Source organism: Granulicella rosea, from assembly GCF_900188085.1.
In the GTDB taxonomy this organism is placed as follows: Bacteria; Acidobacteriota; Terriglobia; order Terriglobales; family Acidobacteriaceae; genus Edaphobacter; species Edaphobacter rosea.
Map to the genome: position 1 here is coordinate 43,242 of NZ_FZOU01000011.1, position 13,884 is coordinate 57,125.

At 64.0% G+C, this 13,884-nt stretch carries 16 protein-coding genes; 11 read left to right on the top strand and 5 right to left on the bottom strand.

The annotated features are described in order from the left end of the window. The first annotated feature begins 13 nt into the window (after nt 1-13). A complete protein-coding gene (locus CHB87_RS19920; protein WP_089410212.1) occupies nt 14-232 on the top strand; it encodes a DNA gyrase inhibitor YacG in 219 nt (72 codons plus the stop codon). Next, entirely contained in the window at nt 225-740 is a 516-nt protein-coding gene (locus CHB87_RS19925; protein ID WP_089410213.1) for a phosphatidylglycerophosphatase A family protein, read from the top strand. The genes CHB87_RS19920 and CHB87_RS19925 overlap by 8 nt, the downstream gene beginning before the upstream one ends. A gap of 237 nt (nt 741-977) precedes the next feature. Here the strand turns inward: CHB87_RS19925 and CHB87_RS19930 are convergent, their stop codons facing one another. After that, nucleotides 978-2,006: an SMP-30/gluconolactonase/LRE family protein gene (locus CHB87_RS19930; RefSeq protein WP_217897082.1), complete on the bottom strand. Its 1,029-nt coding sequence runs from the start codon at nt 2,004-2,006 to the stop codon at nt 978-980. A 116-nt stretch (nt 2,007-2,122) separates the two neighbouring features. On the opposite strand from CHB87_RS19930, the gene CHB87_RS19935 reads away from it, so the two are divergent. The 4 genes from CHB87_RS19935 to CHB87_RS19950 all read left to right on the top strand — a co-directional run bounded on the left by CHB87_RS19935 (nt 2,123) and on the right by CHB87_RS19950 (nt 5,551). Continuing rightward, a complete protein-coding gene (locus CHB87_RS19935; RefSeq protein ID WP_142988449.1) occupies nt 2,123-2,548 on the top strand; it encodes a DUF6526 family protein in 426 nt (141 codons plus the stop codon). Nucleotides 2,549-2,608: 60 nt separating this feature from the next. Continuing rightward, on the top strand, nt 2,609-3,868 hold the full coding sequence (locus CHB87_RS19940; protein ID WP_089410215.1) for a competence/damage-inducible protein A: 1,260 nt from the start codon (nt 2,609-2,611) through the stop codon (nt 3,866-3,868). Nucleotides 3,869-3,944: 76 nt separating this feature from the next. Next, entirely contained in the window at nt 3,945-4,556 is a 612-nt protein-coding gene (gene plsY / locus CHB87_RS19945) for a glycerol-3-phosphate 1-O-acyltransferase PlsY (RefSeq protein ID WP_089410216.1), read from the top strand. Beyond that, complete coding sequence (locus CHB87_RS19950; protein WP_089410217.1) at nt 4,553-5,551, top strand: NAD(P)H-dependent glycerol-3-phosphate dehydrogenase; 999 nt, start codon at nt 4,553-4,555, stop codon at nt 5,549-5,551. Before plsY ends, CHB87_RS19950 begins: the two co-directional genes overlap by 4 nt. On the opposite strand, the gene CHB87_RS19955 is transcribed toward CHB87_RS19950, so the two are convergent. Continuing rightward, a complete protein-coding gene (locus CHB87_RS19955) occupies nt 5,548-6,069 on the bottom strand; it encodes a Uma2 family endonuclease (protein WP_089410218.1) in 522 nt (173 codons plus the stop codon). The two genes, CHB87_RS19950 and CHB87_RS19955, sit on opposite strands and share 4 nt — an antisense overlap. Nucleotides 6,070-6,128: 59 nt before the next feature. Here CHB87_RS19955 and ftsY point away from each other — a divergent pair, with 59 nt between their 5' ends. The 5 genes from ftsY (at nt 6,129) to CHB87_RS19980 (ending at nt 11,195) form a co-directional block, all read left to right on the top strand. Then, nucleotides 6,129-7,112, top strand: a complete 984-nt coding sequence (ftsY, locus tag CHB87_RS19960) for a signal recognition particle-docking protein FtsY (RefSeq protein WP_089410219.1) — start codon at nt 6,129-6,131, stop codon at nt 7,110-7,112. Nucleotides 7,113-7,208: 96 nt separating this feature from the next. Next, the gene (locus CHB87_RS19965; protein WP_089410220.1) at nt 7,209-8,864 is read left to right on the top strand and encodes a M48 family metalloprotease; all 1,656 of its coding nucleotides are present in this window, start codon (nt 7,209-7,211) and stop codon (nt 8,862-8,864) included. Nucleotides 8,865-8,890: 26 nt separating this feature from the next. Continuing rightward, nucleotides 8,891-10,045 (top strand): bifunctional diaminohydroxyphosphoribosylaminopyrimidine deaminase/5-amino-6-(5-phosphoribosylamino)uracil reductase RibD, encoded by a 1,155-nt coding sequence (ribD, locus tag CHB87_RS19970; RefSeq protein WP_089410221.1) that lies wholly within the window; start codon nt 8,891-8,893, stop codon nt 10,043-10,045. 176 nt (nt 10,046-10,221) lie between these two features. Then, nucleotides 10,222-10,872 carry a riboflavin synthase gene (locus CHB87_RS19975; RefSeq protein ID WP_089410222.1) on the top strand — a complete coding sequence of 217 codons (651 nt, stop codon included), beginning with the start codon at nt 10,222-10,224 and terminating at the stop codon, nt 10,870-10,872. Nucleotides 10,873-10,907: 35 nt separating this feature from the next. Further along, a complete protein-coding gene (locus CHB87_RS19980) occupies nt 10,908-11,195 on the top strand; it encodes a type II toxin-antitoxin system Phd/YefM family antitoxin (protein ID WP_089410223.1) in 288 nt (95 codons plus the stop codon). 435 nt (nt 11,196-11,630) lie between these two features. Here the strand turns inward: CHB87_RS19980 and CHB87_RS22955 are convergent, their stop codons facing one another. The 3 genes from CHB87_RS22955 to CHB87_RS20000 all read right to left on the bottom strand — a co-directional run bounded on the left by CHB87_RS22955 (nt 11,631) and on the right by CHB87_RS20000 (nt 13,833). Further along, on the bottom strand, nt 11,631-11,984 hold the full coding sequence (locus tag CHB87_RS22955; RefSeq protein ID WP_089410225.1) for a gamma-glutamylcyclotransferase family protein: 354 nt from the start codon (nt 11,982-11,984) through the stop codon (nt 11,631-11,633). 180 nt (nt 11,985-12,164) lie between these two features. Further along, nucleotides 12,165-13,415 carry a transcription termination factor Rho gene (rho, locus tag CHB87_RS19995; RefSeq protein ID WP_089410226.1) on the bottom strand — a complete coding sequence of 417 codons (1,251 nt, stop codon included), beginning with the start codon at nt 13,413-13,415 and terminating at the stop codon, nt 12,165-12,167. 196 nt (nt 13,416-13,611) lie between these two features. After that, entirely contained in the window at nt 13,612-13,833 is a 222-nt protein-coding gene (locus CHB87_RS20000) for a hypothetical protein (protein WP_089410227.1), read from the bottom strand. Between the last annotated feature and the right edge of the window lie 51 nt (nt 13,834-13,884).

Here is a 13,884-nt window from a genome sequence, read left to right on the forward strand (position 1 = left end):
AGAAGCAAAAACTATGCCAGCACCCAAAGCACTCTTTTGCCCCACCTGCCGCAAGGTCGTCCTCGCCTCGAATGAGGAGTTTCCGTTCTGCTCCGACCGCTGCCGCCTGCTCGACCTGGGCAAGTGGGCGTCGGGCGGGTATGTGATCTCGTCGCCCATCCACGACCCTGAGTTGCTGGACGAGCTGGAAGGTCTGCGCGATCGCGGCAAGAGCTCGAACAACGATGATTAGCCACCAGAAGCAGGAGCGGCTGACCACCTGGCCGAAGCAGCGCACCACCTGGGCGTGGGCGCTGGGGACGTTCTTCTCCGCGGGCCTGCTGCGGCCGGGGCCGGGCACCTACGGCTCGATCGCGGCCGTGCTGCTGTGGTTCGGCACGGGGCACGCCTTTCATCCGGCGCCGCTTGCGATGGCTGTTGGCACGGGCGTCGCGGCGCTGGCGGCGACGCTGATCGGCATTCCCGCCGCGACCATCGTCGCGCGCGAGTCCGGCCGCGAAGACCCCGGCCATGTCGTAATCGACGAGGTCGCCGGGCAGCTCGTCGCGCTGATCGCGATTCCCTGCGACTGGCGTCACGCGGCCGTCGGCCTGCTGCTCTTTCGACTCTTCGACATCTTCAAACCGCCGCCGATTCGCCAGCTCGAACGCCTGCCCGAGGGCACGGGCATCATGCTGGACGACGTGATGGCCGGTGTCTTCGCGCTGATCTGCGGACAGATTTTGCTGCGCTGGCTCTAAGCAAAGGCATAACACCGATTTGCACCGATTGAACCGATCTCAAAGACAAATCATTGCTTTGAAGCGGATTACGTGGAGCTGCAAAGCAAGAACAAGCAACAGCAAAGGCAATGCGGGGGTCTCTCCACTGCGCTGCGCTTCGGTCGAGATGACGAGCACTTGCCCCGTTGCCAGATACCCAAAGGCAATTTGCTCTCAGAGATCGGTTTAATCGGTGGAGATCGGTGTTGAGCCTTCTTATAGAACCACCGCGTACAGTGCATCGCGCGTCGCCAGGATCGTTCGCCCGTCGGGATGGAACGCCAGTCCGACGAGGTTGCTGCCGGCGAGCACCAGCGACGCCTCGCCGCCGGGCGTGATCCGCACAATGCCGCGTTCGCCACCGAGGCTGGCGGCGATATAGAGGTTATCCTCGCGGTCAAAGGCGAGTCCCTGGGGACGGCCGAGGCCCTGGAAGAAGATCGTCGCCGTGCCGTTCCGGTCGATGGCATGGACGACTTGGTTCGACGAGGTCGTCGGCGCCGTGACGTAGAGCGTACCCGTGGACGAAAACGCCAGGTGATAGGCCGCGACCGAGGGTTCGAGCGTGGCGAAGACGAAGGTCTCTCGGTCGGCGATGGTGTCGTCGCCCTCGAGGTACCGGCCGATCTTGAAGATCGTGCCGGAGCGGTCGCCGACGTAGAGGCAGCCGTCCGGCCCGAAGGCCAGCCCCGACGCGATCCCCAGACCCTCGGCGTAGGTGTAGACGACGCCTTCGGGAGAGACGCGGTAGACCGTGCCCTCGGCGCGCGAGCTGACATAGAGGTAGCCATCCGGCCCGAAGGCGAGGCCGGTCGGATTCAGCAGCTCGCGGACGAAGGGCCGCGCGCGGCCGGTCGAATCGATCTTGAAGATGGGGACGGGCGTCTGCGTGCCGCGCGCGCCGGAGACGGTGGAGAAGATATTCCCGGCTGCGTCGATCGCCGGATTCGCGACCGGGTGCAGATTCTCCGTCAGCGGCGTCGCGACGGCGAGCGGGAGACGGTTGCTCTGCGCGCCGTTCGCCTGCACCACCACATCGCCGAAGAGCAGACCCTCCGGCACGCGCAACCCCATCCGCGTGGGCCGCGCCAGTGTGACCACCGCCGGTCGCCCGCCGATATCCGCGGCGGCGTGGCTGCCCAGGCGTTCGCCGTGGACCTCGATCTCCGCGCCCGGCATGGCGGCTGTGGGAGAGACGTGAGTGAGGTGCGGCGCCGCGGGAGCTTTTTTCGAAAATGCCATCATGTCCAAGCCTATGCCGTACGCACCAGCCCCGCAACTCCCGGCTCGCGGAAATCCACTGGCGGTTTCCAGCGGCGCGGGATATAACCAGACCACACCCAGCCGTTCAGGAGAAGACCTTGTCGACGCAAAGCAACGCCAACCACGCCATGTGGGACCCAATGTGGCACTTCAGCACGCTTCCGATGTCCCTGATCCTCGTTATCTGGTCCGGCGTCTCGCTCTTTCGTCACCACGACGCGCTGCATGCCGAACTGCTGCTCTTCGCGCTCACGCTCATCATGGCGGTAGCCGCCATTCGCGGCTACGGGCTGAAGAATCAGGATCGCATCATCCGGCTGGAGGAGCAGTTGCGGCTGCGCCGGCTGATGCCCGCGGAGCCGGAGGTGGTCGATGCGCTGAATCTGACTCAGCTCATCGGACTGCGGTTCGCAGCGGACGCGGAGGCGCCGGCGCTGGCTCGACGCGCGGTCAAGGAGAACCTCGACCGCAAGGCGATCAAGGCGGCGGTGGTGGTCTGGCGGCCGGACAACCACCGGGTCTAGCGGCTGGAGATCGAATTCATTGCCGCATTCTGACTTGGTGTAGCATCCTATTCCAAGATCATGATTGCTGAAATCATCGCCGCCGGCTCCGAGATGCTCACGCCGTTCCGGCAGGATACGAACTCGCTCTACCTCACCGCCGGGCTGAACGATCTGGGCGTGACGGTTGCCTTCAAGACCATCGTCGGCGACAGCCTGGAGCACTTGACCGGCGCCGCCGTGAACGCGCTGCGCCGCGCCGACATCGTCATCTTCTCGGGCGGCCTTGGCCCGACGGAAGACGACCTGACCCGCGAGGCCGCGGCCGCCGCGCTCGGGATCGAGCTGCACCCCGACCCCGGCATGATCGCCGCGCTCTACAAGCGGTTCGCCGAGCGGCGCATGACCATGACCCCGAACAATACGAAGCAGGCCAATGTGCTGGACGGCGCGAAGCTGCTCGAAAACCGGAACGGCACCGCGCCGGGCCAGTTTCTCGAGACGCGCTTCGCGGGCAAGCGCCGCATCGTCGTCCTGCTGCCCGGCCCGCCGAAGGAGCTGAAACCGCTCTTCGACGAACAGGTGAAGCCACGTCTTGCGGCCACGCTGCCGCCTGCTTTTATTGCGAAGAGACAGCTTCGCATGGCGCTCATACCGGAGTCACTGGTCGACTCGCGCACCGCGCCCATCTACAAGACTTACGCCGACGTCGAGACGACCATTCTCGCCGGTTCGGGCGAGATTCAGCTCAATTTCATCGTCGCCAAACCGACCCTGGCGGAGGCGCAGGCCGTCGTCGACGAGCTGGCCGCGAAGGTCGAAGACGAGATGGACGAGGACATCTTCTCCTCGCATGGCGAATCGCTCGAAGAGGTCGTGCTGCTGAACCTGGGCATGCGCCACCTGACGCTGGCCGCGGCCGAAAGCTGCACCGGCGGTACCTTCGCCGAACGGCTCACGGCGATTCCGAACAGCTCGCGCAGCTTCGTCGGCGGCGTGGTGGCTTACACGCCGGAGCTGAAGACGCTCTTCGTCGACGTGCCCGCGGAGATGCTGGCTGCCGAAGGCGCCATCAGCGAGGCTGTCGCGGGAGCTTTGGCCGAAGGCATCCGGCGGAAGACAGGGGCGGATGTCGGCATCGGCATCACGGGGCTTGCCGGGCCGGGCGGCGGCGTGGGGCCGGACGAGGGCAAGGCCATCGGGCTGGTCTATATCGGGTTGGCGGATGCGGCGGGAACGGCGGTGAAAGAGGTCAAGATCACCGGCGACCGCGAGCGCGTGCGCTGGTGGGCGAGCCAGCATGCGCTGGAGATGGTCCGGCGGCGGCTGTTGCAGGGATAATCGCGTGGTCGGACCTCGCTGTGGATTTGCGCAAACCCCCGCGAAACAAAAGTCAGCTAAACTCGTTCTTTAGAACATGAACCCCTGGCTCGTCTCCATTCCGCTCGCGTACCTGCTTGGCTCGATTCCCTTCGGCTATCTGCTGGTGCGCATCTTCCGGAAGGAAGACATTCGCTCCTCCGGCAGCGGCAACATCGGCGCGACCAACGTCGCGCGTTCGGGCGCGAAGGGTCTCGGCATCGCGACGCTGCTGCTCGACCTCGGCAAGGCATATCTGGGAGTCTGGATCGCTCGCCATCTTGCGCCGGCAGACTACGATCTGCAGGCGGCGGCGGGCGTCGCGGCCATTCTGGGCCACGTCTACCCCGTCTGGCTGAAGTTCAAAGGCGGCAAGGGCGTGGCGAGCGCGCTGGGCGTCTTTATCGCGCTGACGCCCTGGGCGAGCCTGTGCGTCTTCATGCTCTTCCTGGTCATCGTACTGCTGACGCGGTACGTTTCGCTGGCTTCGATCATCGCGGCGGCGGCCTTTCCGCTCTTCGGCTTCTACTTTCAGCCGCAGCGGTCGCCGTGGGTGATCTTCGGATTTTTATTTATTCCACTGCTTATCATCGCGAAACATCATCAGAACATCCAACGGCTGCTGAAGGGCACGGAGAGCCGATTCGGATCGGGAAAGGCAACGAAATGAGTCGTATTGCTGTTCTTGGAGCTGGAGCGTGGGGCACCGCACTAGCGATTTCGCTGGCGCGCCGCGGGGGACATGAGCTGACGCTGTGGTCGCACTCCGCCGCGCTGGCCGAACAACTGCGGGAGACGGGTGAAAATCTGCAGTATCTGCCCGGCTACACGCTGCCCATGGATGTCGAGGTAACCTCCGACCTGCCGGGCGCGATCTTCGAGGCGGATACGATCCTGTGCGTCACCCCCGCGCAGCATCTGCGCGAAGTTCTCAGCGAGATCGCCCCGCTGCTGACCCGCAATCAGGTCATCCTGAGCGCGAGCAAAGGCATCGAAGATACGACCTTCCTGCGCATGTCGCAGGTGATCGCGTCGATTACCTCGAACCCGGTCGGCGTGCTCAGCGGCCCGTCCTTCGCGCAGGAGACTGCTGCCGGAATCCCCACCGCCGTTGTGGTTGCGTCCGCCGATCCATCGCTGTCGCAGACGATCCAGAAGGATTTTTCCTCCCCCTCGCTGCGCCTCTACACCAACGACGACGTCACCGGCGTGGAGCTGGGCGGCGCGCTGAAGAACGTGATCGCGCTCTCGTCGGGCGTCATCCACGGGTTGAACCTGGGCAACAACTCCGCCGCGGCGCTGATTACGCGCGGCATCGCCGAGATCACGCGTCTCGCCGTCGCCTGCGGCGGCCGCCGTCAGACGCTCGCGGGACTCTCCGGCATCGGCGACCTGGTGCTGACCTGCACCGGCTCGCTCTCGCGCAACCGCACGGTCGGCATCGAGCTGGGACGCGGACGCAAGCTGCCGGAGATCATGGCAGGGCTGAACGGTAAGGTAGCGGAGGGCGTTCGGAGCACGGCGGCGGCGCTTGGGCTGGCGGCGCGCTACGGCGTCGAGATGCCGATCACGGAGCAGATGGACGCGATCCTGCACAAGGACAAGAGTCCGCGCGAGGCCATCAAAGATCTGATGGCGCGGCCTGGGCGGGATGAGTACGTCTAGCCAAGGACGGCAAACATTTCAGCGACAGACACATGGACCGGGGTTCCGGGGACCGAAAGGTGATCCGGGGCTTCGGTCAACTTTCTGGAGACTGCTGAAAACGCCATGCGCCGGCGAGGATCGATGACCCATACCACGGAGACTCCCATCGCAAGATAGTCGTCCACACGCTCCTGCATATCGCTCATGCGATCGTCGCGGCAAAGAATTTCGACGCAAAGCAGCGGCGGGGTGCGGACGATGGCTTCGTCAGGCGCATCGCTGCCGACCACACAGACATCCGCGATGCGGTAATTTTTTGCCGAGGTCTGAACACGCTGTTCGGGAAGCACGACAATCTTCCACCGCTCCTCATTGTTTCCAAGGAAACGTACGAGGAACTTCTGAATGCTTGCATGTGGACGTTCGCCCATATTCCGCTCTTTTACCTGGCCGTCGATCCAGTCGCGATCCGGCCTGTAGGTGGTCTCGAGATAGACCTCGAGCGGGACATAAACCGCCGAATTGACAGTCGCCATGGCTCAACCTCGCACAGAAACATACTAAACCCGGTTCATCCGCTAAACTAGGCTTCAGCATGGCCTTCAACCTTTTCGGCAAACGCGACCGTACGCCCGAGCCTGAGTCCCCGGCCGAGGCAGCAGCTCCCAAGGGCTTTTTCGACCGGATGAAGCAGGCGGTCTCGCGTACGCGCGAGAACCTGTCCGAGTCCATCGGCTCCGTCATCGCGCTCACCCGCGAGGTGGACGAGTCGACGCTGATCGACCTCGAACCGCTGCTGCTGGCCGCCGACCTGGGCGGCGAGACGACTGCCATCGTCCTCGAACACCTGCGTCAGCGCGCGCTGCGCACCGGCATCGACGGCGGCGCCGACCTGAAGCGACTGCTGAAGTCCGAGTTGAAGGCGATCCTCGACGGCGTCGAAGTGCCTATCCAGCATCCGGTAAGCGGGCCGGAGGTCATCATGATGGTCGGGGTCAACGGCACCGGAAAGACGACCACCAGCGGCAAGCTCGCCAACCTCTTCACTACGCAGGGCAAGTCGGTCCTGCTGTGCGCGGCGGACACCTTCCGCGCGGCGGCCATCGAGCAACTGCAGGTCTGGGCCGACCGCTCCGGCGTCGCCATCATCAAGACCAAGCAGGGCGGCGATCCCTCGGCTGCGCTCTACGACGCCTGCACGGCTTCGAAGGCGCGCAATATCGACATTCTCATCGCCGACACGGCCGGCCGTCTGCACACCAAGACCGACCTGATGAAGGAGTTGGACAAGATGCGCCGGACGGTCGAAAAGCTGATCCCCGGCGGTCCGCACCAGACGCTGCTGGTGATGGACGCGACCACCGGCCAGAACGGCATGCAGCAGGCGCGGCTCTTCACCGAGGCGGCCAAGGTAACCGGCATCGTGCTGACCAAGCTCGACGGCACGGCCAAGGGCGGCATCGTGCTCGCCATCGCGACCGAGCTGAAGCTGCCCGTCGTCTACGCCGGAACGGGCGAGAAGATCGAGGACCTCATTCCGTTCGACAGCTCCAGCTTCATCGATTCACTCCTGGACTAGAGGCTCTCCCGCACGGCGATTTTTGCGTTGCAAAACCTCCGGCCTGCGCTAGACTGGCCTCGACACAGGCCCGTCTGCAAGGTCGGAGATACTGCAATGAAGTTCCTCGTCCGCTCGCTTCTCGTGCTGTTCGCCCTTTACGGCATGGTCTTCGCCATCGGCGACGTTATGCTGGTCTCGCACCAGCTCTCGCTCTGGTGGGGTATCGTCTTCTCGGTCGCCGTCATCGGCCTGCAATTTGCTACCTCTCCCTGGGTGATCGAGCACATCCTGTCGATCGACTGGGCGCCCGACGCGCTGCCCGAGGTCAACCGCGCCTTCGTCGAGCAGCTCTGCCGCGAGCGCGGACTGCCGCAGATCCAGGTCGGCGTCATCTACAGCGGCACGCCGAACGCCTTCGCCTTCGGCCGCGTGCGCTCGGATGCGAAGGTCGTCGTCACCGAGGGCCTGCTGAAGGCGCTGACGCCCGAAGAGGCCAACGCCGTGTTGGCGCACGAGATCGGGCACATCGAGCACTACGACTTCGCGGTGATGGCCGTCGCGGCGCTGGCCCCTCTGCTGCTCTACCAGATCTACGTCTGGACCAGCCGCGTGCGCAATGGCGGCACGATCGCCTGGACGGCCTACGCCTGCTACTGGATCGGCCAGTTCCTCGTCCTGACCCTGAACCGCACCCGCGAGTACCATGCCGACCACTATGCCGCGATGGTGACGCGCGCGCCCGGCGAGCTCTCCTCCGCGCTGGTGAAGATCGCCTACGGGATGATCCGCGCCGACGGGGAGTACAAGGAATCTCTCCAGAAGGGTTCGACCGCCGACAAGAGCTACCAGCGCGCGCAGCACCAGCTCGGCTCGACCATCGCGCTGATGGGGATCGCCAACCTGCGTTCGAGCGAGTCGCTGGCAGTCGCCATCGCCGATCCGGCGCGTGCGGCGGCCGTGATGCGCTGGGATCTGGTCAACCCCTGGGCGCGCTTCTACGAGCTCAACTCCACCCACCCGCTGACGGCGCTGCGCGTGCGCGCACTGAATGCGCAGTCGACCGAGATGCACCAGCAGATTGCGTATCCGCTGCCCGCCGGGCAGGCCTCCGACCGCAAGCTCCAGTTTCTCCACTTTCCGCTGCAATTCGTCATCTGGGCCGGCCCCTGGGTCTTCGGTCTGCTCTGGCTCTTCTCTCACCGGATCACGCATCAACTCGGCCTGCCGGGGCTTTCGACCGGCTGGCTGCTGATCGGCCTGGGCGCCACCTGGACGGGGCGTATCGCCTATCGGTACCACGGCAGCTTCAAGCCGGCGGCCATTGGCGATCTGCTGGAGGATACCGAGGTCTCGCAGATGAAGCCGCGTGCTGTGGAGCTGCGGGGCGAGATCGTCGGCAACGGTATGCCCGGATACTACTGGAGCGCCGACCTTGTGCTCCGCGATGATTCCGGCATGGTCTTCCTGCTTTATCGCTCGTCGATTCCGTTCGCGCGTTTCTTCTTTGCCATCACCGATGCCGGCCGCTTCATCGGCGAGAAGGTCACCGTCACCGGCTGGTATCGCCGCGGCCTGCGGCCCTATGTGGAGTTATCGCAGATTTCTGGGAATCTGCCGCGCATGTACAGCGGCAGCGGCCCCATCAGCATGCTGAACAATAAGGACGCCGGCGAGCGCGAGCTGGTGACCCATCGCTCCTACTCCCGCTGGATCCAAGGAGCGGGCGCCGCCATCGCGACCGCGGCCGGCCTGGTGATGTTGTTCAGCTAGCCCCGGCGGTTGGTATGCTGGTTAAAATGTCGACTGAGACGAACGGCCCAGGCAGAAACTCCGACGAAGCGTTCATGCGCCGCGCGCTGGACCTTGCCACGGCCACCTATGCGATGGCCTCGCCCAACCCGCAGGTGGGCTGCGTGCTGGTGCGCGACGGCGTCATCGTCTCCGAGGGCGCGCATATTTACGATGCGAAGGACCACGCGGAGATCGTCGCACTGAAGCAGGCCCGCGCCCGTGGCGTCGACCCCGCCGGCACGACCGCCTACGTGACGCTCGAACCATGCAGCCACCACGGACGTACCGGCCCCTGCGCCGACGCGCTCGTCGCCGCCGGCATCGCGCGCTGCGTCGTCGCGACCGGCGATCCAAACCCGCTGGTTCACGGCGGAGGGATCGAGAAGCTGCGGGCCGCGGGCATACCCGTTGCCGTCGGCGTGCTGCAGGCGGAGGCGCGCCAGTTGAACGACGCCTTCGCCCACACCATCCAAACCGGGCGTCCCTTCGTGACCCTGAAGGCAGCGCTCTCGGTCGACGGCCGCCTGGCGCCGCCGCTCGAGGAGCGCGAGCCCGGCCGCCCTTTCTGGCTGACCGGACCGGCCGCGCGCGAGGAGGTGCAGCGCATCCGTCATGCCTCAGACGCCATCCTCTCCGGCATCGGCACCGTGCTGGCCGACGACCCCGCCATGACCGACCGAACCGGTCTGCCGCGCCGCCGTCCGCTGCTGCGCGTCGTGCTGGACACCCACCTGCGCATCCCGCTCGACTCGAAGCTCGTACGCAGCGCGGAGAAAGACCTGCTGGTGCTTTGCGCCGACAACGCCCCTTCGAAGAAGGCCGCGCAGCTTGAGGCCTACGGGGTCGAGGTCGTCCGCATTCCGCGCGAGGCGGGCCGGCACAGCCTCCCCGCCGTGCTCGACCTGCTCGCCGGGCGCAAGCTGCTGAGCGTGCTGCTGGAAGCTGGGTCGATCCTGAACGGCGCCTTCCTGACCCAGCATCTCGTCGACAAGGCCGTGCTGATGTACGCCGAGACCGAGCTTGGCCCGAACGCCCTGCCCTTCGCCGCCGGCATTCCCTCGCCCTTTCACCTGCAGCAGATGCTGCAGCGCGTGGAGACGCGGCAGTTTGGCCCGGACGTCTGCGTGAGCGGCTACCTGCACGATCCCTGGTCTTTGTAGAACCAACCTGAGAAGTCTGTCATCTTGAGCGAAGCGCAGCGAAGTCGAAAGACCTGCTTCCTGGGATCGCCAAAAGAACAAAAGCAAAAGCAGGTCCTTCGCTGCGCTCAGGATGACAGGCGGTTGGGGTGGGCCTGACGAGGCGGCACGCACAAATCCGCTATGCTGGATAGACCATGTTCACCGGACTGATCGAAGCCACAGGCACCGTACTCTCGCTCACGCCCTCCGCCGGCGCGACCCGCATCGTCGTCTCGGCCCCGAAGCTGGCCTCGCGGCTGAAGACCGGCGACTCCATCTCCGTGTCGGGCGTCTGCCTCACCGCGCTCGACATCACGCACACGCAGTTCGCCGCCGACCTGGCGGCCGAGACCATCGCGCGCACGACGCTGAGCAAGCTGCGCCCCGGCTCGGTCGTGAACCTGGAGCTGCCGACGCCCTCCGGCTCGCCGCTCGGCGGACACGTCGTGCAGGGTCACGTCGACGGCACCGCCACGCTGCTCGGCATCGACCCCATCCACCCGGACGCGCGCGAAACGACGGACTGGCGGATGCGCTTCGCCCTTTCGAGCGAGCTGACGAAGTACGTCGTCATGCAGGGCTCGATCACGGTGGAGGGCATCTCGCTGACGGTCGCCTCGGTGCTGGGCGATGTGGTGTCGATCGCGGTCATCCCGCATACCTACGCGGTCACGTCGCTGCATACGCTGGCGCCTGGCTCCCTGCTGAATATCGAGGTCGACGTACTGGGCAAGTATGCGGAGAAGAAGGAAGCGGCAGGACATTTTGAGCTGACGGAGAGCTATCTGCTGGCGAACGGCTACTGACGCTCGATCTATAATCTGGACCAGCGAGGTGCAACTTGCGCGATGTCAACGTAATCGACCTGCAAAACGAGCTGAGCACCTACCTTGATTTCGCAAAGTCCGGCGAGGTTGTGGTGATTCACGACGACCATCTCCCTGTCGCCAGACTCATCCTTTTTCCTCCTGAAATGACCGGCGACGACGCTGCCCTCGTCGCTTCGGGCGTGATGACCCTGCCGGAGAAACCTTTCGACATCGACGAGCTCCTTTCTCTGCCCGAAACGACCTTTATCGGAAACGCAGGCACCCAAGCGATTCTCGATGAGCGAAATGAAGGATGGTAAGTCGTGGATCGGCGTTCTGGGATGCCAGCTCGTTAATCCCTCTCTGCGCGCAGCAACAAGGAACTCAGCAGGCTCGAGAGCTTATACGGCAATTTACCCCTGTCGTATGGTGGGCGACCTCCATTGAAATTCATAGTGCAATCGCCCGCCTCAGCCGGTCTGGCCACTTGAACGAACGGGACCGCAACGTGGCTTTGCGCCATCTTTCTCTTCTTCAGCATCGCTGGCGCGAGATTGTTCCCAGAACTGAGTTGCGCGATCTTGCTGAAAATCTGCTCGACGCACATCCGCTACGCGCCGCAGACAGCCTATAGCTTGCCGCGGCTCTTATCTGGTGCCAGCAGAAACCTCATCACCGTCACTTTCTATCCGGCGATCTGCGTCTGTGTGAAGCTGCGGGAGCTGTGGGCTTTACCGTGATCCAGACAACATAGCTCACGGCGCCTGCCTGTTGTAGACGTAGATCCAGCAACTGAGGCTTGAGCCATCTTGAAGATGCACCGCCGTCCTCACGCGTAGGAAAAGACTCGCCGCCGGAAGCTCCGAATGGAAGTCTTCGTATTCATCCAACTGCGCAAGCGTCTCCGCGTCCGGTACGAGGAAGACCTCGCCTCGCACACGATCGTCGCCGCCTTCATCCAAGACCACACCTGGATATGCACCGAGCTCGTAGCGGCGGCCGCGAATCTCTCCCTTGCTAACCGGAATGAGGCGGCGCGCGGCGTGAGCGATCTCTGCCGGCGCGCGGTCCGGGTGCAGGGTTCCGTAGATGAAGAGCAGCTCAGGCACGGTTTGCTTCTCACAAGAAACTTACCTGCTGGCGTCAAGCAGGAACAAACAACAGCAGATCCCCGCTGCGCGAAGGATGACAAGCATTTTTTGGCAAGCGGGGACTGAGATGCACGCGATGCAACGAAAAACCCCACATCTCCGGTTCGAGATGTGGGGTTTTTGCGGTTGCGAGGGTTCTTACAGCGAGTTCATGTTGTGCAGGAACTCCTGATTGTTCCGCGTCTTGGCGAGGCGGTCGGTCAGCAGCTCCATGGCCTCGGTCGGCGAGAGCGGATTCAGCACCTTGCGCAGAATCCACGTACGCTGCAGGTCGTCCTTGGGGATCAGCAGCTCTTCCTTACGCGTGCCGGAGCGCTGAATATCGATGGCTGGGAAGACGCGCTTGTCGACCAGCTTGCGGTCGAGGATGACCTCCATGTTGCCCGTACCCTTGAACTCCTCGAAGATGACCTCGTCCATGCGCGAGCCGGTGTCGACCAGCGCCGTGGCGATGATGGTCAGGCTGCCGCCCTCTTCGATGTTGCGGGCCGCGCCGAAGAAGCGCTTCGGGCGCTGCAATGCATTGGAATCGACGCCTCCAGACAGCACCTTGCCCGACGGCGGGACGATGGTGTTGTAGGCGCGCGCGAGGCGGGTGATGGAATCGAGCAGGATGACGACGTCGCGCTTGTGCTCGACGAGGCGCTTGGCCTTCTCGATGACCATCTCGGCGACCTGGACGTGGCGTGCGGCGGGCTCGTCGAACGTGGAGCTGATGACTTCTCCGCGAACAGAGCGCTGCATGTCGGTCACTTCTTCCGGGCGCTCGTCGATCAGCAGGACGATGAGCACGACCTCGGGGTGATTGGCGGTGATCGAATTGGCGATCGACTGCAGCAGCATGGTCTTACCGGTGCGCGGCGGGGCTACGATGAGTCCGCGCTGGCCCTTGCCGACGGGCGTCAGCAGGTCCATGACACGACCGGAGATGTGCTCGCGGACCGTCTCCATCTTGATGCGTTCCTGCGCGTAGAGCGGCGTCAGGTTGTCGAAGAGAATCTTGTTGCGCGTCTCCTCGGGGCTCTCGAAGTTGATCGCTTCGATCTTGACCAGCGCGAAGTACTTCTCGCCCTCGTGCGGCGGTCGGACGTTGCCGGAGATGGTGTCGCCGGTCTTCAGGTCGAACTTGCGAATCTGAGAAGGCGAGACGTAGATATCGTCCGGGCCGGGCAGGTAGTTGTAGTCGGGCGAGCGGAGGAAGCCGTAACCGTCGGGCAGGATTTCAAGCACGCCCTCGGCGAAGATGTGGCCCTCTTTTTCGCTCTGCGCCTGCAGAATCTTGAAGATGAGATCCTGCTTGCGGAGGCCGCTGGTGCCGGCGATGTCGAGACCGCGGGCGAGCTTACCCAGCTCGGCGATGTTGTGCTCTTTCAGTTCGGAGATGGTCATGTGTGTTTCGTCTTTTCTCTTTGGGTGGGTTTAAAACGGAGGCGGGTCTCGAGCGTACGAGAGGAGACGTGCGGAGTAGATGCAGCAGGAAACAAATCCTGAATTGTGCGGGGGGTGCTGCTGGAGGAAGGGTACAACGTCTACCGGTTGTGCAAAAACAGGCTTTTTTCAAGCCGAAGGGTGAAACGGCCGCGCATTAAGCCGCGCGGCGCTGGTGAACCTCAATCTTCTCTACCGGAGCCTCGGAGGCGTCGTCCATGGGAACGGTGTCCTTGAAACGGTCGAGCACTTCGTTCGTGGTGTCCTGCAGCCGGGTGTTCGGCTTGTGCAGCTTGCGGGTGGCCTTGGAGGCCAACTGGCAGAGCTGGTAGCGGTTCGTGACGTGCGTAAGGGCTCCAAAGATCAAATCTGAGCGCATAGGTTAATTCTCCTTCTTTCTCTTTCTACCCGGCAGCGTCGACAGCGCGCC